The sequence below is a fragment of the Citrobacter sp. C13 genome, from assembly GCF_014596815.2.
In the GTDB taxonomy this organism is placed as follows: domain Bacteria; phylum Pseudomonadota; class Gammaproteobacteria; order Enterobacterales; family Enterobacteriaceae; genus Citrobacter; species Citrobacter portucalensis.
In genome coordinates this window covers 2,605,663-2,626,263 of the sequence record NZ_CP115024.1, presented here as the reverse complement: position 1 = coordinate 2,626,263, position 20,601 = coordinate 2,605,663, and the positions used below count along the sequence as shown (strand labels likewise).

The 20,601-nt window shown below is 51.4% G+C and carries 23 protein-coding genes and 1 pseudogene; 11 read left to right on the top strand and 13 right to left on the bottom strand.

The annotated features are described in order from the left end of the window. Positions 1 to 158 precede the first annotated feature (158 nt). A complete protein-coding gene (locus IB222_RS12540; protein WP_003832752.1) occupies positions 159 to 806 on the top strand; it encodes a riboflavin synthase in 648 nt (215 codons plus the stop codon). Positions 807 to 847: 41 nt separating this feature from the next. Here the strand turns inward: IB222_RS12540 and cfa are convergent, their stop codons facing one another. Together cfa and punC are read right to left on the bottom strand one after the other, a co-directional pair. Then, positions 848 to 1,996, bottom strand: coding sequence for a cyclopropane fatty acyl phospholipid synthase (gene cfa, locus IB222_RS12535; RefSeq protein ID WP_003832753.1), 1,149 nt, complete (start codon positions 1,994 to 1,996; stop codon positions 848 to 850). Between the two features lie 290 nt (positions 1,997 to 2,286). Further along, complete coding sequence (gene punC / locus IB222_RS12530) at positions 2,287 to 3,492, bottom strand: purine nucleoside transporter PunC (protein ID WP_032943314.1); 1,206 nt, start codon at positions 3,490 to 3,492, stop codon at positions 2,287 to 2,289. Between the two features lie 112 nt (positions 3,493 to 3,604). On the opposite strand from punC, the gene punR reads away from it, so the two are divergent. Next, a complete protein-coding gene (gene punR, locus IB222_RS12525; RefSeq protein WP_148362019.1) occupies positions 3,605 to 4,537 on the top strand; it encodes a DNA-binding transcriptional activator PunR in 933 nt (310 codons plus the stop codon). On the opposite strand, the gene purR is transcribed toward punR, so the two are convergent. Next, the gene (gene purR, locus IB222_RS12520) at positions 4,534 to 5,559 is read right to left on the bottom strand and encodes an HTH-type transcriptional repressor PurR (RefSeq protein WP_003832757.1); all 1,026 of its coding nucleotides are present in this window, start codon (positions 5,557 to 5,559) and stop codon (positions 4,534 to 4,536) included. The two genes, punR and purR, sit on opposite strands and share 4 nt — an antisense overlap. Positions 5,560 to 5,856: 297 nt before the next feature. On the opposite strand from purR, the gene cydH reads away from it, so the two are divergent. Together cydH and IB222_RS12510 are read left to right on the top strand one after the other, a co-directional pair. Continuing rightward, positions 5,857 to 5,946, top strand: coding sequence for a cytochrome bd-I accessory subunit CydH (cydH, locus tag IB222_RS12515; protein WP_003029209.1), 90 nt, complete (start codon positions 5,857 to 5,859; stop codon positions 5,944 to 5,946). 175 nt (positions 5,947 to 6,121) lie between these two features. After that, positions 6,122 to 7,291: an MFS transporter gene (locus IB222_RS12510; protein WP_003832758.1), complete on the top strand. Its 1,170-nt coding sequence runs from the start codon at positions 6,122 to 6,124 to the stop codon at positions 7,289 to 7,291. A 39-nt stretch (positions 7,292 to 7,330) separates the two neighbouring features. Here IB222_RS12510 and sodB read toward each other — a convergent pair whose 3' ends face one another. Together sodB and IB222_RS12500 are read right to left on the bottom strand one after the other, a co-directional pair. Beyond that, positions 7,331 to 7,912 (bottom strand): superoxide dismutase [Fe], encoded by a 582-nt coding sequence (gene sodB, locus IB222_RS12505; protein WP_003029205.1) that lies wholly within the window; start codon positions 7,910 to 7,912, stop codon positions 7,331 to 7,333. 127 nt (positions 7,913 to 8,039) lie between these two features. Continuing rightward, complete coding sequence (locus tag IB222_RS12500; RefSeq protein ID WP_003832759.1) at positions 8,040 to 8,870, bottom strand: C40 family peptidase; 831 nt, start codon at positions 8,868 to 8,870, stop codon at positions 8,040 to 8,042. Positions 8,871 to 9,204: 334 nt separating this feature from the next. Here IB222_RS12500 and grxD point away from each other — a divergent pair, with 334 nt between their 5' ends. Continuing rightward, positions 9,205 to 9,552: a monothiol glutaredoxin 4 gene (grxD, locus tag IB222_RS12495; protein ID WP_003832760.1), complete on the top strand. Its 348-nt coding sequence runs from the start codon at positions 9,205 to 9,207 to the stop codon at positions 9,550 to 9,552. A 53-nt stretch (positions 9,553 to 9,605) separates the two neighbouring features. Here the strand turns inward: grxD and rnt are convergent, their stop codons facing one another. The 4 genes from rnt to IB222_RS12475 all read right to left on the bottom strand — a co-directional run bounded on the left by rnt (position 9,606) and on the right by IB222_RS12475 (position 12,605). Beyond that, positions 9,606 to 10,253 (bottom strand): ribonuclease T, encoded by a 648-nt coding sequence (gene rnt / locus IB222_RS12490; protein ID WP_003029200.1) that lies wholly within the window; start codon positions 10,251 to 10,253, stop codon positions 9,606 to 9,608. Between the two features lie 95 nt (positions 10,254 to 10,348). Next, positions 10,349 to 10,756, bottom strand: coding sequence for a lactoylglutathione lyase (gene gloA / locus IB222_RS12485; RefSeq protein WP_003832762.1), 408 nt, complete (start codon positions 10,754 to 10,756; stop codon positions 10,349 to 10,351). 97 nt (positions 10,757 to 10,853) lie between these two features. Beyond that, a complete protein-coding gene (locus tag IB222_RS12480; protein WP_063941544.1) occupies positions 10,854 to 11,951 on the bottom strand; it encodes an alkene reductase in 1,098 nt (365 codons plus the stop codon). Positions 11,952 to 12,005: 54 nt separating this feature from the next. Then, positions 12,006 to 12,605: a TetR/AcrR family transcriptional regulator gene (locus IB222_RS12475; protein ID WP_003832766.1), complete on the bottom strand. Its 600-nt coding sequence runs from the start codon at positions 12,603 to 12,605 to the stop codon at positions 12,006 to 12,008. Positions 12,606 to 12,706: 101 nt separating this feature from the next. Here IB222_RS12475 and IB222_RS12470 point away from each other — a divergent pair, with 101 nt between their 5' ends. The 3 genes from IB222_RS12470 (at position 12,707) to sodC (ending at position 14,498) form a co-directional block, all read left to right on the top strand. Then, positions 12,707 to 12,946 (top strand): DUF1289 domain-containing protein, encoded by a 240-nt coding sequence (locus IB222_RS12470; protein WP_003832768.1) that lies wholly within the window; start codon positions 12,707 to 12,709, stop codon positions 12,944 to 12,946. A gap of 49 nt (positions 12,947 to 12,995) precedes the next feature. Next, entirely contained in the window at positions 12,996 to 13,892 is an 897-nt protein-coding gene (locus IB222_RS12465) for an aldo/keto reductase family oxidoreductase (RefSeq protein WP_149385207.1), read from the top strand. Between the two features lie 81 nt (positions 13,893 to 13,973). Further along, a complete protein-coding gene (gene sodC, locus IB222_RS12460; RefSeq protein ID WP_003832772.1) occupies positions 13,974 to 14,498 on the top strand; it encodes a superoxide dismutase [Cu-Zn] SodC in 525 nt (174 codons plus the stop codon). On the opposite strand, the pseudogene IB222_RS12455 reads toward sodC, so the two are convergent. From IB222_RS12455 to IB222_RS12445, 3 genes and pseudogenes are all read right to left on the bottom strand, one after another. Beyond that, positions 14,474 to 16,514 (bottom strand): annotated as a pseudogene (locus tag IB222_RS12455) (FUSC family protein). The gene sodC and the pseudogene IB222_RS12455 sit on opposite strands and share 25 nt — an antisense overlap. Next, positions 16,511 to 17,374 carry an HlyD family secretion protein gene (locus IB222_RS12450; protein ID WP_032934449.1) on the bottom strand — a complete coding sequence of 288 codons (864 nt, stop codon included), beginning with the start codon at positions 17,372 to 17,374 and terminating at the stop codon, positions 16,511 to 16,513. Before IB222_RS12450 ends, IB222_RS12455 begins: the two are co-directional and overlap by 4 nt. Positions 17,375 to 17,376: 2 nt before the next feature. Continuing rightward, positions 17,377 to 17,613, bottom strand: coding sequence for a DUF1656 domain-containing protein (locus IB222_RS12445; RefSeq protein ID WP_126318212.1), 237 nt, complete (start codon positions 17,611 to 17,613; stop codon positions 17,377 to 17,379). A 192-nt stretch (positions 17,614 to 17,805) separates the two neighbouring features. On the opposite strand from IB222_RS12445, the gene slyA reads away from it, so the two are divergent. Continuing rightward, on the top strand, positions 17,806 to 18,246 hold the full coding sequence (gene slyA / locus IB222_RS12440) for a transcriptional regulator SlyA (protein WP_019076732.1): 441 nt from the start codon (positions 17,806 to 17,808) through the stop codon (positions 18,244 to 18,246). Between the two features lie 47 nt (positions 18,247 to 18,293). Here slyA and slyB read toward each other — a convergent pair whose 3' ends face one another. After that, positions 18,294 to 18,761, bottom strand: a complete 468-nt coding sequence (slyB, locus tag IB222_RS12435; RefSeq protein WP_003029175.1) for an outer membrane lipoprotein SlyB — start codon at positions 18,759 to 18,761, stop codon at positions 18,294 to 18,296. 274 nt (positions 18,762 to 19,035) lie between these two features. On the opposite strand from slyB, the gene anmK reads away from it, so the two are divergent. Next, entirely contained in the window at positions 19,036 to 20,157 is a 1,122-nt protein-coding gene (anmK, locus tag IB222_RS12430) for an anhydro-N-acetylmuramic acid kinase (protein ID WP_079937812.1), read from the top strand. Positions 20,158 to 20,244: 87 nt separating this feature from the next. Continuing rightward, entirely contained in the window at positions 20,245 to 20,574 is a 330-nt protein-coding gene (gene mliC, locus IB222_RS12425) for a C-type lysozyme inhibitor (RefSeq protein WP_003029170.1), read from the top strand. Positions 20,575 to 20,601 lie beyond the last annotated feature (27 nt).

Sequence of the window (20,601 nt, the reverse complement as noted above, 5' to 3'; positions counted from 1 at the left end):
AAGGAGAAAAAGCAGGGGAAATTTCAGTCTATTGTAGCGAGGAATACGTAATTCTCCAGTGAAAAAACAGGCGCTGGTGGCGCATTGCTGGCAACCTGAATTTCCACCTGCTATTGTGCTGTGCAGAGATGTCTTAATTGAGTTCAGGAGTAGGAAGTATGTTTACGGGTATTGTGCAGGGCACCGCAAAATTGGTGTCCATTGATGAAAAACCAAATTTTCGTACGCATGTTGTGGAGTTGCCTGAATATATGCTGGATGCGCTGGAGACCGGCGCATCGGTTGCCCACAATGGGTGCTGCCTGACGGTCACCGAAATTAACGGTAACCAGATAAGCTTCGACCTGATGAAAGAAACGCTGCGTATCACCAACCTGGGCGATCTGAAGGTCGGAGATTTGGTTAACGTTGAACGTGCGGCAAAATTCAGTGATGAGATTGGCGGACATTTAATGTCGGGCCATATTATGACCACTGCCGAAGTGTCGAAAATTCTGACCTCGGAGAATAACCGTCAGGTGTGGTTTAAAGTCCAGGATCCGTCGCTGATGAAATATATCCTGTACAAAGGATTTATTGGTATTGACGGAATCAGTCTGACGGTCGGTGAAGTGACGCCGACGCGTTTCTGTGTGCATTTGATTCCGGAAACGCTGGAGCGCACTACGCTTGGCAAGAAAAAGCTGGGCGCACGGGTTAATATCGAAATCGATCCCCAAACGCAGGCGGTGGTTGATACCGTTGAACGTGTCCTGGCGGCGCGTGAAAGCGCCATCAGCAACATAACGGGCGAAGCGGGAGCCTAAGCCTGAGAGTAAAGCCCCCGTTGCTACGGGGGCGAAAACGATTAGCGGGGAACGCGCAGACCGTGTTCAACACCGCGGGAAAATACCACCTGCCATAGCTGAATGTCACGAGCACGAAACGCCCCGGCGCAGGCGTTCAGATAATAGCTGAACATCCGTTTGAAACGTTCGGTATAGTTATCGGCGATTTCAGGCCATGAGTTCATGAAACGCTCGTGCCATGCCATCAGCGTCGTGTCGTAATCCGCGCCAAAATTATGCCAGTCTTCCATCACAAAATGCGGTTCGCTGGCGTTGGCAATCTGGCGAACTGACGGCAAACACCCGTTTGGGAAGATATACTTATTGATCCACGGATCAACGTTATTGTCGGTTTTTTTGGAGCCGATGCTGTGCAGTAAAAAGAGACCATCCGGTTTTAAATTACGATCGACCACCTCAAAATAGGTGGCGTAGTTCTTCGGTCCAACATGTTCAAACATGCCGACGGAGACAATGCGGTCGAATTTGTCGTTCAGGTCGCGATAATCCTGCAGCAAAATGGTGACATCCAGCCCAGCGCAACGTTCCTGTGCCATTTTCTGCTGTTCTGCCGAAATGGTCACACCCACCACGCTCACACCATATTGCGATGCCATAAACTGGGATAAACCACCCCAGCCACAGCCAATATCAAGCACCCGCATTCCTGGCTTCAGTTGCAATTTTTCAGCAATCATTTTGAGCTTCGCCTGTTGGGCAGATTCCAGAGTGTTGGCATCTTTCCAGTAGGCGCAGGAATACTGCATATAGGGGTCAAGCATGCGGGTAAAGAGATCGTTGCCCAAATCGTAATGTTCTTTGCCGACCATCCACGCACGTTTTTTGGTCTGTAAATTGAACAGGCGAGCCGTGGCGATACGTAGCGTATCTTTAAAGTGGCGGGGGAGTTGGTTTTCAAGACCGGCACGCAAGACTTTACTAAAAAACATGTCCAGCCGGTCGCATTCCCACCAGCCATCCATATAACTTTCACCCAACCCTAACGATCCTTCCTGCAATACGCGTTTGAAAAAATCGGGGTTCTTTACTCGAATATCAGCCGGTGCAGGGCCATTAATGGCAATGCCTGCACGGCTCAATAATTCATTGGTAATGCGGTACCAGTCATCATCCGGTACGCTGACGTCTTCTATACATGATGAACTCATAGCTTCTCCATCACTGGTCGGTGATCAGAACCTTAAAACAGCGTAGACGCTTTTTTGGGCTTTGTGAGAAATCTCACGGAATTAATCCGCGAATCTATAATCCGACGTAGAACAGAGGAAGGGAGAAACCCTTGCCGAAAAGGCCATCCGTGGTAAAACGGGAACGTTCTTGTCCCCGTTAACGCATTAAAATTATCGTTTTTTTAACAACTGAAAATCAGTATATGCCTGAATTTTTGACGATTCAACCGATAATTGTTAGCGGGCTAACTAAATGCCCGCAACCATTATTAGTGCGACTCTCCGTGGGCAACTTGTGCACGATCATCTGTTTGCGGGGCGTCAGTTTTCTGCGATTGCATTTTGTAACCCACAGCAGCCAGCAATACTGTTGTCAGCATAACGCTGGTGGTGGTGAGCAGCGGGGTGGCAATCAACCAGGAAACGACAAGGCTTGCCAGGAAGCATAAACCCAGTTGCAGCGTATTCTGCAATGCGGCTGCGCGTCCCGTGGCCTGTGGGAAAGGGCGTAATGCCTGCGCGACAACGATAGGGTAGATTGCGCCGTTCGCAATCGCCATAACGCAGAATGGGATCAGGATTTCAGCCAATGCAACATGATGAATAAAACCGGTCGCCCAGGTGCCTACAACGCTGAAGGCATACAGGATGAGTAACCAGGGCAGCAGCTGACGACCCTGCCATTTTTGCAGCGCTGCACGACAGCCGTAACCACCAATTAAGAAGGCGATAGTTTGCGGAACATAGCTCAGACCAATTACCGCTGGGCTATAACCCATTTCGCTGAGGATGAACGGGGAACCCGTCAGCCATGCGAAAAAGCTCGCGGAACAGGCGGCATAAATCAGCACGTTTCCACGGTAAGTTTTCGAGCGCAGCAAGGTGGCGAAAGTCAGTTTATCCTGGCTGTCATCGCGCGCTTTAGCCGTTGGCTTTAGACGCAGAGCCGGAAGCATCAGAATCAGAGTAATGGCAAACAGAGTGGCAAAAATGGCCTGCCAGGAAAAATGTACCAGGATCCAACTGCCTAATAGCGGGGCGAGTGCAGGAGATAACCCGACCAGCGGCATAATGGTGGCAAAGATGCGGTTTACTTTTTGTGAAGGATAATAATCGGTAACCAGCGCTTGCCAGATAACCGATGCCGCACAGACGCCAACGGCCTGAACAAATCGCAGTACCAGTAGACCAGTGGCGTTTTCAACCCACAGCATGCCCAGGCTGCCCAGTGCGAAGATAGATAAACCCAGCAGCAAAATAGGCTTGCGACCATAGTGGTCCGAAAGCGGTCCCCACAGTAGTTGTGCGACGGCAAAACCGGCTAAGAACAAGCTCAGGCTGGCGCTGACGGCAGATGCAGGTGTTTGCAGATCGGACTGAATAGCAGCAAAGGCGGGTAGATACATATCCGTTGCCAGAAAACCGAGCACGCTAAGACCTGCCAGCCAGACTAAAAACCCTTTCCCAGGTTGCATCATCATTTCTCTTTTTTAGCAGTAGAACAATGCCGCTGAGTGTAGTGAGTGTAATTCTCGCTGTGAAACGCTAATATTTGCTTACTGATTTCAAATTTTTTGCAGGCAGAATATGTGGTCGGAATATTCACTTGAAGTGGTTGATGCGGTTGCGCGTAACGGTAGCTTTAGTTCGGCCGCGCAGGAGCTGCACCGTGTACCTTCGGCGGTAAGCTACACCGTGCGCCAACTGGAAGAGTGGCTGGCGGTGCCACTTTTTGAGCGACGCCATCGGGATGTTGAATTAACGCCTGCCGGGGCATGGTTTTTAAAAGAAGGCCGCTCTGTTATCAAAAAAATGCAGATCACGCGCCAGCAATGTCAGCAAATTGCTAACGGCTGGCGCGGACAGCTGGCGATCGCCGTCGATAACATTGTCCGCCCGGATCGTACCCGACAGATGATCGTGGATTTCTACCGTCACTTTGATGATGTGGAATTGTTAGTTTTTCAGGAAGTGTTTAACGGCGTGTGGGACGCGTTGTCCGATGGACGCGTGGAACTGGCCATCGGTGCCACACAGGCCATTCCGGTCGGGGGGCGCTATACCTTCCGCGATATGGGAATGCTGAGCTGGAGCTGCGTGGTAGCCAGCCATCATCCACTGGCGTCAATGCCTGGACCGCTAAGTGATGACACGTTGCGCAACTGGCCGTCACTGGTGCGCGAAGATACCTCTCGAACATTGCCGAAGCGTATTACCTGGCTGCTGGACAACCAAAAGCGCGTAGTCGTGCCGGACTGGGAATCCTCAGCGACCTGTTTGTCCGCGGGATTGTGCGTGGGCATGGTACCGACGCATTTTGCCAAACCGTGGATCGATAGCGGCAAATGGGTTGCGCTGCAACTGGAGAACCCTTTTCCTGATGCCGCATGCTGCCTGACATGGCAGCAGAACGATACGTCACCGGCATTGAGTTGGCTGCTGGACTATTTAGGGGATAGTGAAACGTTGAACAAGGAATGGCTGCGGGAGCCAGATGAGACTCCCGCACAACAGACTTAACGGCGGTAATCGCGGAACGGACCGTCGGCAACGGAGCGACGCTCAACCAGGCGCGGATGCACCTCGATAGACTGTGACTCTTCACGTTTATTCACGATACGGTCTAACAGCATGTTGAAGGCCGTTTCACCCAGTGAATCCTTCGGCTGGTGAATGGTCGTCAAGGCCGGCGTGAAGAAACGGGCGTTGCGCACGTTGTCGTAGCCGATGAGTGAGACATCCTGCGGTACGCGCAGTCCCATTTCGTCAGCGGCGCACAGCGCACCCATTGCCATAATATCGCCACCGCAGAAGACCGCGGTCGGACGATGAGACTGCGACAGAATTTGCTGCATGGCGCGATAGCCGGATTCAGGCTCAAAATCGCCCTGGACAATCCAGTTTTCAGGCACTTTAATCAGCGCTTCTTCCATCGCTTTCATAAAGCCAGCCAGACGCCCGGCCCCGGTGTTACGTTCCATTGGGCCAGGGATCACGCCAATCTCACGATGACCGCGTTCTACCAGATACCGGCCCGCCATGTAACCGCCTTCGAAGGCGTTATCAATGACCGTATCGGTAAAGTCGGCTTTTGCTTCGCCCCAGTCCATGACGACCATCGGGATATGGCGATACTCTTCGAGCATCGAAAGCAGAGACTCCGGATACTCAGAACACATCACCAGCAGACCATCAACGCGCTTTTGCGCCATCATCGACAGATAAGCCTGCTGCTTTTCGAGACTGTTCCATGCGTTACCCAGGATCAGGGTATAGCCTTTCTGGAAACAGTTTTTCTCAACGGCTTCGATAATTTCGGCGAAATAGGCCGCTTCGCTGCTGGTCGCCAGCAAGCCGATAGACTTGGTGTGATTTACCTTCAGGCTGCGGGCAACTGCGCTCGGAGAATAGTGCAGTTCTTTGATTGCTGCCCAGACAGCATTACGTGTTTCTTCCGCGACAAAGCGCGTCTTGTTAATTACGTGTGATACGGTTGTAGTGGAAACGTTTGCTCGCTTCGCTACATCTTTAATTGTTGCCATTACATCTCACTCCAGACCATATCCTAAGCTCCTGAGAATACTCCAGGTAAACGTTTGCCTTTACACACCCTTATCGCAACGTAAGGGTTGCGGCACGCCGGGAAAACGACACGGAACGTCAGGAAGGGGTCAATGGCCGGTACGCTAATCAAGTAAGCGTGGAATTTTGTCTGATCTTAACGAAAAGGGGAAGAGTTAAAAGCAGTTATCAATATAAATCGTGAGAGATTTTTGCTTTCAAGTGTGTAAAAATGCGCAATATCACTTTTTGTGTGGGAATAAAAAGGAGAAAACTTGATGAGCACCGATCTGAAATTTTCGTTAGTGACTACCATTATTGTTCTGGGATTGATCGTCGCGGGTGGTCTGACCGCAGCGCTGCATTGATTTCCCCGAGGGAGTTAGCTCTCCCTCATCCCTTCGACTCGTTTTTCCCCTCTATTGTTTGCGAATAAGCAAAAGTCTTTTGCAGTTTTGTTAACTTTATTAATTTTGAGATCAATGTCATGCTTTTGACTCTTATTTTATGTCGTGCCACGGCTCGACGATACGGAGTCGAAATATGAAAATCAATTACCCTTTACTGTCGCTGGCAATCGGGGCGTTTGGTATTGGCACCACCGAGTTTTCGCCAATGGGGTTATTGCCCGTCATTGCCAAAGGTGTGGACGTCTCGATTCCGGCGGCTGGCATGCTGATCAGCGCTTATGCAGTAGGTGTGATGGTAGGTGCACCGCTGATGACATTGCTGCTGTCTCATCGTGCGCGACGTAATGCTTTGATATTCCTGATGGCGATTTTCACGCTGGGTAATGTGCTTTCGGCTATCTCGCCGGATTACACCACGCTGATGCTATCGCGCATTTTGACCAGTCTTAACCATGGAGCCTTTTTTGGTCTCGGTTCTGTGGTTGCAGCCAGTGTGGTACCCAAACATAAGCAGGCCAGCGCTGTGGCAACGATGTTTATGGGGTTAACTATCGCCAATATTGGCGGCGTTCCGGCGGCGACCTGGCTTGGCGAAACCATCGGCTGGCGCATGTCGTTTATGGCCACTGCAGGGCTGGGCGTCATTGCGATGGTCAGCCTGTTCTTCTCATTACCCAAGGGGGGAGCAGGAGAGCGCCCGGATGTCCGTAGCGAACTGGCGGTACTTATGCGCCCGCAGGTGCTGTCGGCGTTACTGACTACCGTACTGGGTGCTGGGGCGATGTTCACGCTGTATACCTACATCTCGCCGGTTCTGCATACTATCACTCATGCTACACCGGCATTTGTTACCGGGATGCTGGTGTTGATAGGTGTTGGCTTCTCGATCGGTAACTATTTTGGCGGCAAACTGGCTGACCGTTCAGTCAACGGTACGCTAAAAGGCTTTTTACTGCTGCTGATGGTTATTATGCTGGCCATTCCTTTCCTTGCGCGTAATGAGTTGGGAGCGGCGGTCAGTATGGTGGTCTGGGGCGCGGCGACGTTTGCGGTCGTTCCACCGTTGCAGATGCGTGTGATGCGCGTTGCCAGCGAAGCACCTGGATTATCATCGTCAGTCAATATTGGCGCGTTTAATCTGGGGAACGCACTGGGGGCTGCGGCCGGTGGGGCGGTAATCTCTGGCGGCCTGGGCTACAGTTTTGTGCCGGTAATGGGGGCGATTGTGGCGGGTCTTGCGCTGCTGCTGGTGTTCATTTCCGCAAGAAGACAGCCTGAAGAGGCTTTCACTACCGCGAATTAATGCAAAAACGCAGAAGGAAGTCCTTCTGCGTTATCTTTTTTATGCTGCGAAGTTCTTCGCAACAAATTCCCAGTTCACCAGTGCCCAGAAATGTTCCAGGTAGCCAGGACGAGCATTGCGATAATCGATGTAGTAGGCGTGTTCCCATACGTCAACGGTCATCAGCGGCGTCGCGTCGGTGGTCAGCGGAGTACCTGCGTTGGAGGTGGAGACGATAGCCAGTTTGCCATCCGTTCCTTTAACCAGCCAGGTCCAGCCAGAACCGAAGTTTTTGATAGCGGCATCGGTGAATTGCGCTTTGAAATCTGCAAAGCTGCCAAAGGAAGCGGCGATTGCATCGGCCAGTTTACCGGTCGGTTCACCACCTGCGTTTGGTGCCAGGCAGTTCCAGTAGAACGTGTGGTTCCATACTTGTGCTGCGTTATTGAATACACCGCCTTCAGAGCTACGAACGATCTCTTCCAGTGATTTGCCTTCAAACGCCGTGCCTTTAATCAGATTGTTCAGATTGGTCACGTAGGTTTGATGGTGTTTGCCATAGTGATATTCCAGCGTTTCGGCAGAAATGTGCGGTGCCAGAGCATCTTTGGCATACGGTAATGCAGGTAATTCAAACGACATTGCTTCTCTCCTTATTATTTATATTGAGTACACACAATAGCCTCATTGTGAGTAAGGATAGGGTAGCAAATTGAAAGGTTATGCAAAAGAAGAACTTACCCTACAGCATGTTCTGTAGGGTAAGTTTTTAGCGAATTGTTTTTGGCGTCATTACCCGACGAGCGCCCACATAGTGGCGCTGCCAGTAATCTTCGCTCAGCGAGGTGATTTGAATTTCCTGCCCGCTGCGCGGTGACTGAATAAACTTACCGTTGCCGACGTAGACGCCGACGTGATCGGCTGTGCCGCGACCCTGGGTACGGAAGAAGACCAGATCGCCATTTTTCAGTTCGCCACGTTCAATTGGTGCGGCATCACGCAGATGGTACATTTCATTCGCGGTACGCGGAATGCGGAACTTCACCAGATCTTTATAGGCGTAATAAACCAGACCGCTGCAGTCAAACCCGGTTCTTGGCGAGGAGCCGCCCCAACGATAAGGTTTACCGATTTGGTTCATCAAGGTGGACATAGCTGTTTTAGTCGCTTTCTGCACTTTCACTTTATGTGCGTCAGCAAGCGTAGTCGGTGCAGTGGTTTTCACCTTCACGCAGCGTGGTTTATGACCTTTGCGCGGTGTGCATTTTTCCGTCCAGGTAACGGCTGCGGTTTGTGCTGCGGCAGTTTTACCACGGCGATTTGCAGTTTTAGTCGACTTTGCCGGAGTGGCAGTGCGTTTTTTAGAAGAGGAAGCGGTTTTGGTGCTGGTTTTGCTGGTGGTCTTTGTCGCCGTTTTCTTACTGGTCTTTGTTGTTTTTTGGCTGGTTGTTGCGCTTTTCTTTTTATCTACCGTTTTGATGGTGTGAGAATTGGTAGGTGTCGTCCTGGCCTGCTTGGAAGCATGAGCCATAGGCGTAAAGGGCAGTGTAGTAAAAAGCAAAGCACAGAGCGTGATCGAGATTCGGTTTATCCGCGCCACTGAGCAGTCCTCTGGTAAGGCAGGTCTATCGTGCCTGCGTGTGATTTTCAAAACTTGATGATTCTAATCTATAGAAAGAGGGAAAGTTAATAGCTTTTTTTGTTTAAAACTATGTTTCGTAACCGACCGCAAAAAAAAACAGCAATTAACGTTTGAGTTGGTGAACGGATAATCAAATCCACATGTTTGAAGGGGATAAGTGAGATTGTGAATGCAACTTTTAGCGTCAGGGGATAAAATAATAACGCGTAATGAAAATGTTATTTTCCGTTGCCTGTCTGACCCGTTACAATGTCAGACTACTGCCGTAAAAGAAGTTTAAGGAAGCAAGATAATGAGCACCACTATCGAAAAAATCCAGCGCCAGATCGCTGAAAACCCGATTCTCCTGTACATGAAAGGTTCCCCTAAACTGCCAAGCTGCGGTTTCTCCGCACAGGCTGTGCAGGCGCTGTCAGCCTGTGGTGAACGCTTTGCTTACGTTGATATTCTGCAGAACCCGGATATTCGCGCCGAACTGCCGAAATACGCAAACTGGCCGACCTTCCCGCAACTGTGGGTTGATGGTGAGCTGGTTGGCGGTTGTGACATTTTGATCGAAATGTACCAGCGCGGTGAGTTGCAGCAGCTGATTAAAGAAACAGCAGCGAAATACAAAACCGAAGAGCCGGACGCTGAGTAATACCAGCAGAAGTAAAAAAGCGACCTGAAATGGTCGCTTTTTTTATATCGCCGTTACGCTTCTTCAGGCACGGGAAGAGGCCAACCGCCGAGACGTTTCCAGCGGTTAACGATTTCGCAAAACAGCACGGCCGTACGTTCGGTGTCATACAGCGCCGAGTGCGCCTGATTCCCGTCAAACTCCATTCCCGCCGCCAGGCACGCTTTTGATAACACAGTCTGCCCCAGAGACAGGCCGCTTAATGCCGCCGTATCAAAGGTTACAAATGGGTGGAATGGATTACGTTTGAGTGAGGCGCGTTCTGCTGCAGCCATCATGAAACTGTGGTCGAACGTAGCGTTATGCGCCACCATGATCGCCCGATTGCAGCCGCTGTCTTTAATGCCTTTACGCACCATTTTGAAGATGGCATGCAGAGCATCATATTCGCTGACCGCACCGCGTAGCGGATTGTTAGGGTCAATACCGTTAAAGGCGAGCGCTTCCGGTTGCAAATTGGCACCTTCAAACGGCTCTACGTGGAAATGTAACGTCGTGTCCGGCATCAGCCAGCCTTGTTCATCCATTTTCAGTGTGATGGCGGCAATCTCAAGCAGCGCATCGGTTTTGGCATTGAACCCTGCGGTTTCGACATCAATGACGACAGGATAAAAACCACGAAAACGGTCACACAGACCGGAAAGTTGAGCGTTATCGGACATCTGGGTCTCTTAATACGGGAAAATTGCAGCGCGTATTATGGCAAAATGATGAGTATAAAACTATGGGCACAGACGATCTGCGCCCGAGGGGGAGATTAATCGCCCAGGCCGCGCCCGGCGTCTTTCTCTTCGATCAGCTCAATTTTGTAGCCGTCCGGATCTTCAACGAACGCAATCACTGTGGTGCCGCCTTTTACTGGACCTGCTTCACGCGTTACGTTACCGCCATTCTGGCGAATACGTTCACAGGCTTCAGCCGCGTTGTCTACGCTCAGGGCGATATGGCCATAGGCAGTACCCAGATCATACTTGTCGACACCCCAGTTATAGGTCAGTTCGATTACTGCTTCACTGGTTTCAGGACCGTAGCCGACAAAAGCCAGAGAGTACTTGTATTCAGGGTTTTCGCTGGTACGCAGCAGCTTCATGCCCAGCACGTTGGTATAAAACTCGATGGAACGCTGCAGGTCACCCACGCGCAGCATGGTATGGAGTAAACGCATCTTTTTCCCCTTCAAAAATGGCTAATACATTCAAAATGTTGTTTTAGTATAGCGGCGTTGTTACGCCGCTATCAATGGCAGAACGGAGATTGTGACGTTAGAGGGTAGGATAGTCGGTGTAACCTTCCGCGCCGCCGCCGTAGAAGCTCTCGGCACGTTGCGGATTCAGTTCTGCTTTGCGTTGCAGACGCGCCACCAGATCCGGGTTAGCAATATAGGCGCGACCAAAAGCAACGGCGTCGATCAGACCTTTCTCGATCAGCGCTTCTGCTTTTTCTGGGGTGTAAGCACCAGCACCGATGATAGGACCGTGGAAGCGCGCGCGAACTTTTTCGCGGAACGCATCGGAATACGGCTCGCCACCGGCCCAGTCCGGCTCAGACATGTGCAGGTAAGCGATTCCGCGCTTACCCAATTGTTCAATCAGATACAGCGCATCGGCTTCTTCGTTCGGACCGTTGTCAACGTTCTGGAAAGTGCCAATCGGGGAAACGCGAATACCAATGCGATCGGCACCCCATTCTTTAATACCGGCGTCAACCACTTCCAGCACCAGACGCGCACGATTTTCGACGCTGCCACCGTATTGATCGGTACGCTGGTTAGACGTTGGCGACAGGAACTGGTGCAGCAGGTAGCCGTGGGCAGAGTGCAGTTCAACCATATCGAAACCTGCCACGCGCGCATTGGCTATCGCCTGACGGAAGTCATTAACGATACCCGGAATCTCTTCTGTTTCCAGCGCACGTGGCATTGAGGTATCGGCACGCGTTGCCAGGCCGTTTTCATCACGCAGCGATGTGCGGGTTCCAGCGCTAATCGCGGAAGGTGCAACTGGAGCCTGGCCGTTTGGTTGCAGACTGGCGTGAGAGATGCGTCCGGTGTGCCACAACTGGACAGCAATATGACCTTGCTCAGCGTGTACGGCAGCAGTGATTTTCTTCCATGCGGCAATTTGCGCTTCGCTGTGTAAGCCGGGTGCTCCGGCATAGCCTTTCGCCTGTGCGGAAATCTGCGTCGCTTCACTGATGATAAGACCCGCGCTGGCGCGTTGACGGTAATACTCGGCCATCAGCGGAGTAGGGATGTCGCCAGGCTCAATACTGCGCAGACGCGTCAGTGGCGCCATAAATACGCGGTTTGCTGCCGTAATGGCACCCACTTTCAGTGGGGAAAACAGTTTTTCAGATGACATGTGGCACTCCTGAATAGACCGGTCGTCTAGTAATAAAGAAAATAAAAACGCCTGTTAAACGGCAGGCGTTGTGATGATGTTTTTAACGTGCGCCAGCGCATTTTCCAGCGGAGTGGCGCTACGAGAAATCTTGGCCTGCAGGTTGGCGCCAAGCCACAGCGCATACAGTACCTGCGCCTGCTGTAAAGGCTCGCCAACAAAAGACAGACAATGGCTGGCCTGACCTTTCTCCAGCGCCTGCGCTAACAGCACAATAATATGCCGCGCGCCTTTATCCATCGCAGTGCGCATATCTTCTGACAGATCGCACACTTCGGCAGACAGTTTTACTGTTAAACAGCCGCTAATAATGCCGTGCTGGCTAAACTGGTTCAGGGTTTCCTGATAGTAGGCCAGAATGCGGTCGCGGTAGTTTCCCGCTCCCGTATCAAAGTGCGTAGCCAGTCGCCGATGATAGGCCGCATAGTGGCGTTCCAGCATCGCGACACCGAACGCTTCTTTAGAGCGAAAGTAATGATAAAACGAACCTTTGGGTACTTCAGCGGTTTTCAGTAGTTCGCTTAAACCCATGCCGGTGAAGCCGCGCTGCATACACAGCAGTTCGCCAGTCGCCAGCAGATGTTCGCGTGTATCGTGTTCAGTGATTTTGTTCATGAAAACGAGTGTAATAGACCAGTCGGTCTAATGCAATAGCGCTTGCGAGAAATTCAGTTAACGTCTTCAATAGGTATATCAATCTTATTAAAGGAGGGGATGTGGCCGAACAGCTGGAGTTTTTCCCCGTCCAGAGCCCATGCCGTGGAATATGTCAGTCTGACGAACGCGGCTTTTGCCGTGGCTGTTTTCGCAGTCGGGATGAGCGTTTTAACTGGCAAAAGATGAGCGATACCCAAAAGCAGGAAGTGCTGCGGCTTTGTCGTCAGCGCCTGATGCGTAAATTACGAGCAAACAAAGCCAACCCTTCGGAAGAACCGCAACAACCTTCACTCTTTTAAAAGCGTAATTGCGTATACTCGAGGCACATTCACTTAAAAGGAAGCTGCTATGGTTCAGCGTATTACTATTGCGCCGCAAGGCCCGGAATTTTCTCGCTTTGTGATGGGGTACTGGCGCCTGATGGACTGGAATATGTCCGCGCGCCAGCTAGTCAGCTTTATTGAAGAGCATCTGGATCTTGGCGTGACCACCGTCGATCACGCCGATATTTACGGTGGATACCAGTGTGAAGCGGCGTTTGGTGAGGCAATGAAGCTGGCTCCGCATTTGCGTGAAAAAATGCAGATTGTGACCAAATGCGGGATCGCGACGACGGCGCGCGCGGAAAATGCGCTGGGCCACTACATCACCGACAGTGCACATATTATTGCCAGTGCAGAAGAGTCGCTGAAGCTGCTGGCGACCGATCATATTGATCTGCTGCTGATCCACCGTCCCGATCCGCTTATGGATGCTGACGATGTCGCCGACGCTTTTAAAAAATTGCACCATAGTGGCAAAGTGCGTCACTTTGGCGTCTCCAACTTTACCCCTTCACAGTTTTCGCTGCTGCAATCGCGTCTGCCGTTTACTCTGGCGACCAACCAGGTAGAAATTTCACCAGTACATCAGCCGCTCCTGTTGGATGGTACTTTAGATCAACTGCAACAGTTACGTATTCACCCGATGGCCTGGTCCTGTCTCGGCGGTGGTCGCCTGTTTAATGATGATGCTTTCCAGCCTTTACGTGATGAGCTTGCCGTGATCGCAGAAGAGTTGAATGCGCAGTCTATTGAACAGGTGGTATACGCCTGGATTTTACGTCTGCCGTCTCAGCCGCTGCCGATTATTGGCTCAGGAAAAATAGAGCGTGTACGTGCTGCCATTGAGTCTGAATCGCTGAACATGTCTCGCCAGCAATGGTTCCGCATTCGTAAAGCGGCGCTGGGTTACGACGTACCCTAATCGCGTTTTTGGCGCATCTCCGTTCAAATTTGTGTCACTGGTTTACACTTAACAATCAGACACCTTTTGGACGGAGGTCTTATGAAGCGTTTGAGTTTGGCCATTATCACTCTACTCGCCTGTGCAGGTGCGCAGGCTGCCAGTGAAGAAAAAGTGACGATGAATCTGGTCACATCGCAAGGCGTCGGCCAGGCGATTGGTACGGTCACTATTGCTGAAACCGCAAAGGGGCTGGAGTTTACGCCCGATCTGAAGGCGTTGCCGCCAGGTGAACATGGCTTCCATGTGCATATGAACGGCAGCTGCCAACCGGCAATTAAAGATGGGAAAGCCTCAGCCGCAGAATCGGCTGGCGGCCATTATGATCCGCACCAAACCGGCAAACATGAAGGCCCGGAAGGCGCAGGTCATATGGGCGACCTGCCGCTATTGGTGGTGAATAACGACGGTAACGCTACAACGCCGGTCGTTGCGCCGCGGCTTAAAACGCTCGATGAGGTTAAAGGTAAAGCGCTGATGATCCATGTGGGCGGCGATAATATGTCCGATCAACCGAAACCGCTTGGCGGTGGCGGAGCACGCTATGCCTGTGGTGTTATCAAATAATCAACGACTGAGAGTGCCCGGCGGCGGCGCCTGTTCGAGTTGTGAAAGCGAGCAGTGTAGCCGCCAGACCAGTGCCGACAGTTCCTGCGCAGCGGGTTGATGATGGTGGGCAAGCGTATCGCAGATGCGCTGTAGCTCATTCAGTGTGGCATTCAGTGGTCGTTGCTGGACGCCACGCTCGCTCATTACATCGCGCAACAGCGAGATACACACGTCCCTGACGCGAGCCAGCGGATCGGAACGCGCCTCCCAGGTACGCAGTTGCCACACCACGTGCGAGCAGTTCAGTAAAACGACCCCCCAACGTAATAACCAGCGTCGCGCCAGCGCATCCTGACTGTTGCTGAGCTGGCTGACGTGATGATAGGTAAGCGATTCAAATTCGTTTTCACTGAGTGATGGATGTCGGCTGAGCTGATCGACAAAATCCCGGCGCAGGGCGCGAATATGGCGGCGACTTTTCCGTGCATCCGATCCGGGGCGCAGAATGGCGAAGGCCAGCCATGATAGCGCCACGCCGGTGATTTTCGCCATATTGTCATTCAGGAAATCAGCAAAATCATATACCGGCGGATTGGTCACCGCGATAAACGAACCCATAAATACAATCAACTGCCCCCAAAGACCTGCCAGGGCAGGCATTTGTAGCTTCAACAGTTGCATGGTGGCGAGTAGCGGGAAAAGAAAGAGAATAAACTGCCAGAGGTCGGAAATTTGCACCATCAGGCCAAACTTAACCACAAAGCTAAATAGAGACAGTAGAACCAGCGTACGCATCAGCAAAGAAAGCGACTTGAACGGTGTGGCAACGGCGGAATACAGCACACTGCTGATCGCAGCGAGCGTGAGTGCGCCAGAGCCTGATTCCCATTGTGCGCCAATGCTCCATGCGCCGATAAGCATCAAAGTGCAGAACGTACGCAACCCGCTCCAGATAGCTTCCGCATTATCGGTATGACGGGCAAGCCCCGGCGTGCGGGCGATATTAATACGCTCGGCGGTAACACCATTTTCCAGTAAATGCAGATAATGGCTGCTGCGCAGGTAGAGCCGACAAAAATAACGCAGTCGTTGCCAGAAGGCGACGTGTCGATAGTCGCGGGCATCGACGGGCCGCAGTGGGGCAATAATACGTGCGACAGTGTAGCTATTCGCATTGGATTTGATTAGTTCGCTGAGCAACTGTTCGATGATTTCCCGGGTATTGGACGGGGGATTAGGCCAGTTCAGCAGCATCCTGCGCAGACTGGAAATCACGCTGGTCATGCGTAACTGCTGGTGCAACAGCGAATTGAGCAAAGCATTCTGGCGACGAAAACGATAATGACTCCAGAAAGCCTGAATACGCAGCAGGTTCATGGTCAGAATCTGCCCGATAACACCTTCATGGGCTGTGCGAATGGCATCCGTGGTTTCTGGTTGCCAGAGTAGGCTGGCATGTTCCAGTAAACGTGAATGCATGTTTTTCAATGCAGTCAGTAACGTGGTGCCATCGGAGGTGCTGGGCAGGATCATCATCATCACGCCGCCACACAGGATACCGACGATGACTTCACACACGCGTGCCTGCGCGATATCCCATAACTGCGTAATTTCCACGGTATTGACCATGGGAAACGCAATGATCGCCGCCGTATAACCCGCCAGTTGAAAGGCGTAGGCAACGTTATTGGTGAAATGCGCACAGGCCCAGGTACAAAATCCGATCCACACCGACATGCTCAGCAAAAACAGCCACGGCTCATTGAGAGTATGACCGGCAATAATCAGTGCGGCGGTGGCTCCCAGTAGGCTACCCGCTACGCGACCCAGACTTTTGCTGATAACCCCGCCAACGGTGGGAAAACTAACCACCGCCGCCGAGGTCATTGCCCAGTAGGGCTCATCCAGATTCAGATAATAAGCAAAAGTTAACGCCAGACACATCGCAATGGTGTTACGCAGCGCATAACGCCACTGTGCCGCCGTGGCTTTAAACCACGGCAAATTGCCTGGTGCCAGGCGGGGCAGTTTCATTTACGCTGGCCGATGGATACGCTGCAGGTTGTACCTGACACCAGCGTGACCTCCCGCGGCAGGGCGTCGAATTCGATGCGTACCGGGACACGCTGCGCCAGACGCACCCACGGCACGTTGGGTTTGATGTCGGGAATCAGGCCGGAATCACTTTCCACACTTTGATCGTAGATGGCACGGCCAATACTGGAAACGTGACCCTGTAACTTTATATCACCACTGTAGAGCGTGATAAGGGCGGGCGCACCCTCGCGAATGTGGCGTAACTTAGTTTCTTCAAAATATCCCATCACATAAAATGAGTGACTGTCGACAAGGGCAAACAGGGGCTTACCGGTTGAGGCGTAATCACCGGTACGGGTAGACAGGTTTGTGACCCAACCCGCTACGGGGGCTTTGACCACCGTTTGCGTCAGTTGCCACTGGGCCTGGCGCAAACTGGCCTCAGCCGCTTCAACGCTTGCCTGCATGGCTTTTACGTTGAGATTTGCGGTATCCAGATCCTCGGCTGAGATGTAATTTTGCGATAAATGACGGCGGCGGTTGGCTTCGTTATTGGCTTTCGCCAGGTCAGACTGCGCTTTTGCCAGTTGCGCTTGCGCATTCAGTTCAGCAATGTGAAATGGCGTCTTGTCGATAATAAAAAGGACATCGCCTTTATTCACAAACTGGTTATCTTTTATATAGAGTTCGCTAATGCTGCCTGACACTTGCGGCGTGATGCTGACCTGCTCAGCACGTACTTTGCCATCACGTGTCCAGGGCGACTGCATATAGTAATTCCACATCCACCATCCGGCGAAAACTGCGATTGCAGCGACTATAATAGTGGAGAAGTATTTAACGGTTTTAAGCGACATAATCACCACGCTATCAGCATAACAAAGGCCAGACATACGCAAAGCGTAAAGAGTGACAGATCCATTAGCAGGGGATGCCAGATTTCGCCGGAGTAAATCCAGTCGCGCAGCAGGCGATGAACAACCAGCCAGAGAATAAATCCTGCTACAATCGACTTGAAAACAGGAGGGAAGTAGACAGATGCGCCGATCATTAAATCTTGTAGGGGCAATCCTGTTGCATTAAACATAAACTTCACGGGCAAAATCCTTGGCGGAAGAGAGCATTGCTATAGGTTTAGCAAAAAAGAGACAATGAGTCTCCGTAACGCATAATGTCTGAAAAAATGTCAGCCGGTAAGCAAATTTGGCAATACATTTGTTTTGGGAATACAAATGCTGCACACTATTCTAAAATCAGCACAATAACTTAGCAAGCTAATTATAAGGAGATGAAATTGGAATCGCCATTAGGTTCTGATCTGGCACGGTTGGTGCGCATTTGGCGTGCTCTGATTGACCATCGCCTGAAACCTCTGGAGTTGACGCAGACGCATTGGGTTACGCTGCACAACATTCATCAGTTGCCGCCGGATCAGTCGCAGATTCAGTTGGCTAAAGCGATTGGCATCGAGCAGCCTTCGCTGGTACGTACGCTTGACCAGTTGGAAGAAAAGGGACTCATTTCACGACAGACTTGCGCCAGCGATCGTCGAGCTAAGAGAATTAAACTGACAGAGAAAGCTGAGCCGCTGATCGCTGATATGGAAGCGGTTATCAACAAGACGCGTGGAGAAATTTTGGAAGGGATTTCAGCTGAGGAAATTGATCTGCTGATTAAACTGGTCGCCAGGCTGGAACACAATATTATTGAGCTGCAGTCACAGGGCTGAAGCAAAAAGATGACGTGTGGCCAGGGTCTGACCACACGTGAATTTGATTAGCGTGGAGACACGGTAACCTGGCTACCGTTGTTAGCCATAACAACGCGCTGGCCGGCTGAGAACTTGGTCGCACCCTGTTTCTGAACCACCATGATGGTATTACCGTCGTCCTTACGGATTTCCAGTTCCACACCCTGGGTTTTATTCATCGCACCTTGTACGCCTTGACCCGCTACGCCACCGGCAACTGCGCCCGCAGCTGTCGCTAATGAACGCCCCGTACCGCCGCCGACGGTGTTACCGAGGAACCCGCCGAGTACCGCACCACCAATAGCACCAATCACGTTTGCGTCATCGCCACCCTGGATTTGCACCGGACGAACATGAACAATCGTACCGTAGGTAACGTTCTGAACTTGTTTCGCTTCGGATGCGGTATATACGTCGCCTGAAAGGCTATCATTGTTAACGCAACCCGCTAAAGATACGCCCATTAATGAAACAATCAGCACACGTTTAATCATTTACAAATCTCCTTTGTCACCACGAAACGCTAATAAAACACCCTTCATGGTTAAATTATATGGCATTTGTGAGCCTAAGGTCACATGTTCTACTGGAACAATATGAAAATCTTAACCGAAATTGGATCAACCGAGTATAAACGAATCATTCATGTAATTGATGTAATTAAACGATCATTGTAATGATTAGCCACCAAAAATCATTAAGGAAGCATGGCATTAGTCGACACTTTATGGTTGAGTGTCAAGGCTAATTTGCTTAAAAGGATGACCTATGAAATCGGGCCGTTTTATCGGTGTAATGTCTGGAACCAGCCTTGATGGCGTCGATGTTGTGCTGGCGACAATAGATGAAACGATGGTTGCGCAGCAGGCGAGTCTGACCTGGCCCATCCCCATTCATGTTAAACAAGCGATTCTGGATATCTGCCAGGGGCAGCAGCTTACACTTTCTCAGTTTGGTCAGTTAGACGCACAGCTCGGTTATCTATTTGCTGAGGCGGTGAATGCGCTGTTGGCGCAAGAAAAATTGAAACCGCAGGATATCGTCGCGATTGGTTGCCACGGGCAAACCGTGTGGCATGAACCGAACGGTGCTGCGCCACACACGCTGCAAATTGGTGATAACAACCAGATTGTCGCGCGTACCGGGATAACCGTAGTCGGCGATTTTCGTCGACGTGATATCGCCCTTGGCGGGCAGGGTGCACCGCTCGTTCCCGCGTTTCATCAGGCACTGCTGGCGCATCCAACGGAACGACGAATGGTGTTAAACATCGGCGGGATTGCCAATCTGTCTCTGCTTATTCCGCAACAACCCGTTCGCGGATACGACACCGGGCCGGGCAATATGTTGATGGATGCATGGATCTGGCGGCAATGTGGCCAGCCCTACGACAAAGATGCGCAGTGGGCCATTTCGGGAATGGTGATCCTGCCATTACTGCAAAATATGCTTAACGACCCTTATTTTTCCGCGCCTGCGCCGAAAAGCACCGGCCGTGAGTATTTTAATTACGGCTGGATAGAGCGTCATCTGGCGCAGTTCCCGGGAATTAGCCCACGAGATGTGCAGGCGACGCTTGCCGAACTGACGGCAGTCACCATTTCAGAGCAGGTCTTGTTAAGCGGCGGCTGTGATCGACTCATGGTATGCGGTGGTGGCAGTCGTAATCCACTGCTGATGATGCGTCTGGCGGCACTATTACCGGGAACAGAGGTTACCTCTACCGATGAAGCCGGGATCAGCGGTGATGATATGGAAGCGTTAGCCTTTGCATGGTTGGCGTGGCGAACACTGGCCGGATTGCCGGGAAATTTACCGTCTGTGACTGGGGCGTCAGAGCCGAGTGTTTTAGGGGCAATTTATCCTGCCAATCCGCGAACTCAGAGTTAACTGAAATTATTCAGCGCGGTATGCCGGTAAACTAAGGATATTAGGGAGGGTGCCATTACCCTCCAGGACCAGGAAAGTCTTCAGGATATGGCTATGAAAAAACTGTTGTTAGTGTGTCTGCCCGTACTGCTTAGCGGTTGTAGTGTGTACAACCAATTTGTCGAGCGTATGCAAACGGATACGCTTGAATACCGCTGCGACGAAAAACCGCTGACCGTGAAGCTGAACAATACCCGCCAGACGGCAAGCTTTGTTTATGATAATCAACTATTGAACCTCAAACAGGGCGTGTCGGCATCAGGTGCACGTTATACCGATGGTATCTACGTATTTTGGTCTAAAGGCGACGAGGCAACGGTCTATAAACGAGACAGAATTGTGCTAAATAACTGTCAGTTACAGAACCCGAAGCGTTGAGATTTTCACCTGGGCGGCGCACAATAG

Excerpts from the sequence above, each read along its gene's own strand:
- IB222_RS12540 (WP_003832752.1), top strand. The coding sequence starts at position 159 with ATGTTTACGGGTATTGTGCAGGGCACCGCAAAATTGGTGTCCATTGAT.
- cfa (WP_003832753.1), bottom strand. The coding sequence starts at position 1,996 with ATGAGTTCATCATGTATAGAAGACGTCAGCGTACCGGATGATGACTGG.
- punC (WP_032943314.1), bottom strand. The coding sequence starts at position 3,492 with ATGCAACCTGGGAAAGGGTTTTTAGTCTGGCTGGCAGGTCTTAGCGTG.
- punR (WP_148362019.1), top strand. The coding sequence starts at position 3,605 with ATGTGGTCGGAATATTCACTTGAAGTGGTTGATGCGGTTGCGCGTAAC.
- purR (WP_003832757.1), bottom strand. The coding sequence starts at position 5,559 with ATGGCAACAATTAAAGATGTAGCGAAGCGAGCAAACGTTTCCACTACA.
- cydH (WP_003029209.1), top strand. The coding sequence starts at position 5,857 with ATGAGCACCGATCTGAAATTTTCGTTAGTGACTACCATTATTGTTCTG.
- IB222_RS12510 (WP_003832758.1), top strand. The coding sequence starts at position 6,122 with ATGAAAATCAATTACCCTTTACTGTCGCTGGCAATCGGGGCGTTTGGT.
- sodB (WP_003029205.1), bottom strand. The coding sequence starts at position 7,912 with ATGTCGTTTGAATTACCTGCATTACCGTATGCCAAAGATGCTCTGGCA.
- grxD (WP_003832760.1), top strand. The coding sequence starts at position 9,205 with ATGAGCACCACTATCGAAAAAATCCAGCGCCAGATCGCTGAAAACCCG.
- rnt (WP_003029200.1), bottom strand. The coding sequence starts at position 10,253 with ATGTCCGATAACGCTCAACTTTCCGGTCTGTGTGACCGTTTTCGTGGT.
- gloA (WP_003832762.1), bottom strand. The coding sequence starts at position 10,756 with ATGCGTTTACTCCATACCATGCTGCGCGTGGGTGACCTGCAGCGTTCC.
- IB222_RS12480 (WP_063941544.1), bottom strand. The coding sequence starts at position 11,951 with ATGTCATCTGAAAAACTGTTTTCCCCACTGAAAGTGGGTGCCATTACG.
- IB222_RS12475 (WP_003832766.1), bottom strand. The coding sequence starts at position 12,605 with ATGAACAAAATCACTGAACACGATACACGCGAACATCTGCTGGCGACT.
- IB222_RS12465 (WP_149385207.1), top strand. The coding sequence starts at position 12,996 with ATGGTTCAGCGTATTACTATTGCGCCGCAAGGCCCGGAATTTTCTCGC.
- sodC (WP_003832772.1), top strand. The coding sequence starts at position 13,974 with ATGAAGCGTTTGAGTTTGGCCATTATCACTCTACTCGCCTGTGCAGGT.
- IB222_RS12450 (WP_032934449.1), bottom strand. The coding sequence starts at position 17,374 with ATGTCGCTTAAAACCGTTAAATACTTCTCCACTATTATAGTCGCTGCA.
- slyA (WP_019076732.1), top strand. The coding sequence starts at position 17,806 with ATGAAATTGGAATCGCCATTAGGTTCTGATCTGGCACGGTTGGTGCGC.
- slyB (WP_003029175.1), bottom strand. The coding sequence starts at position 18,761 with ATGATTAAACGTGTGCTGATTGTTTCATTAATGGGCGTATCTTTAGCG.
- anmK (WP_079937812.1), top strand. The coding sequence starts at position 19,036 with ATGAAATCGGGCCGTTTTATCGGTGTAATGTCTGGAACCAGCCTTGAT.
- mliC (WP_003029170.1), top strand. The coding sequence starts at position 20,245 with ATGGCTATGAAAAAACTGTTGTTAGTGTGTCTGCCCGTACTGCTTAGC.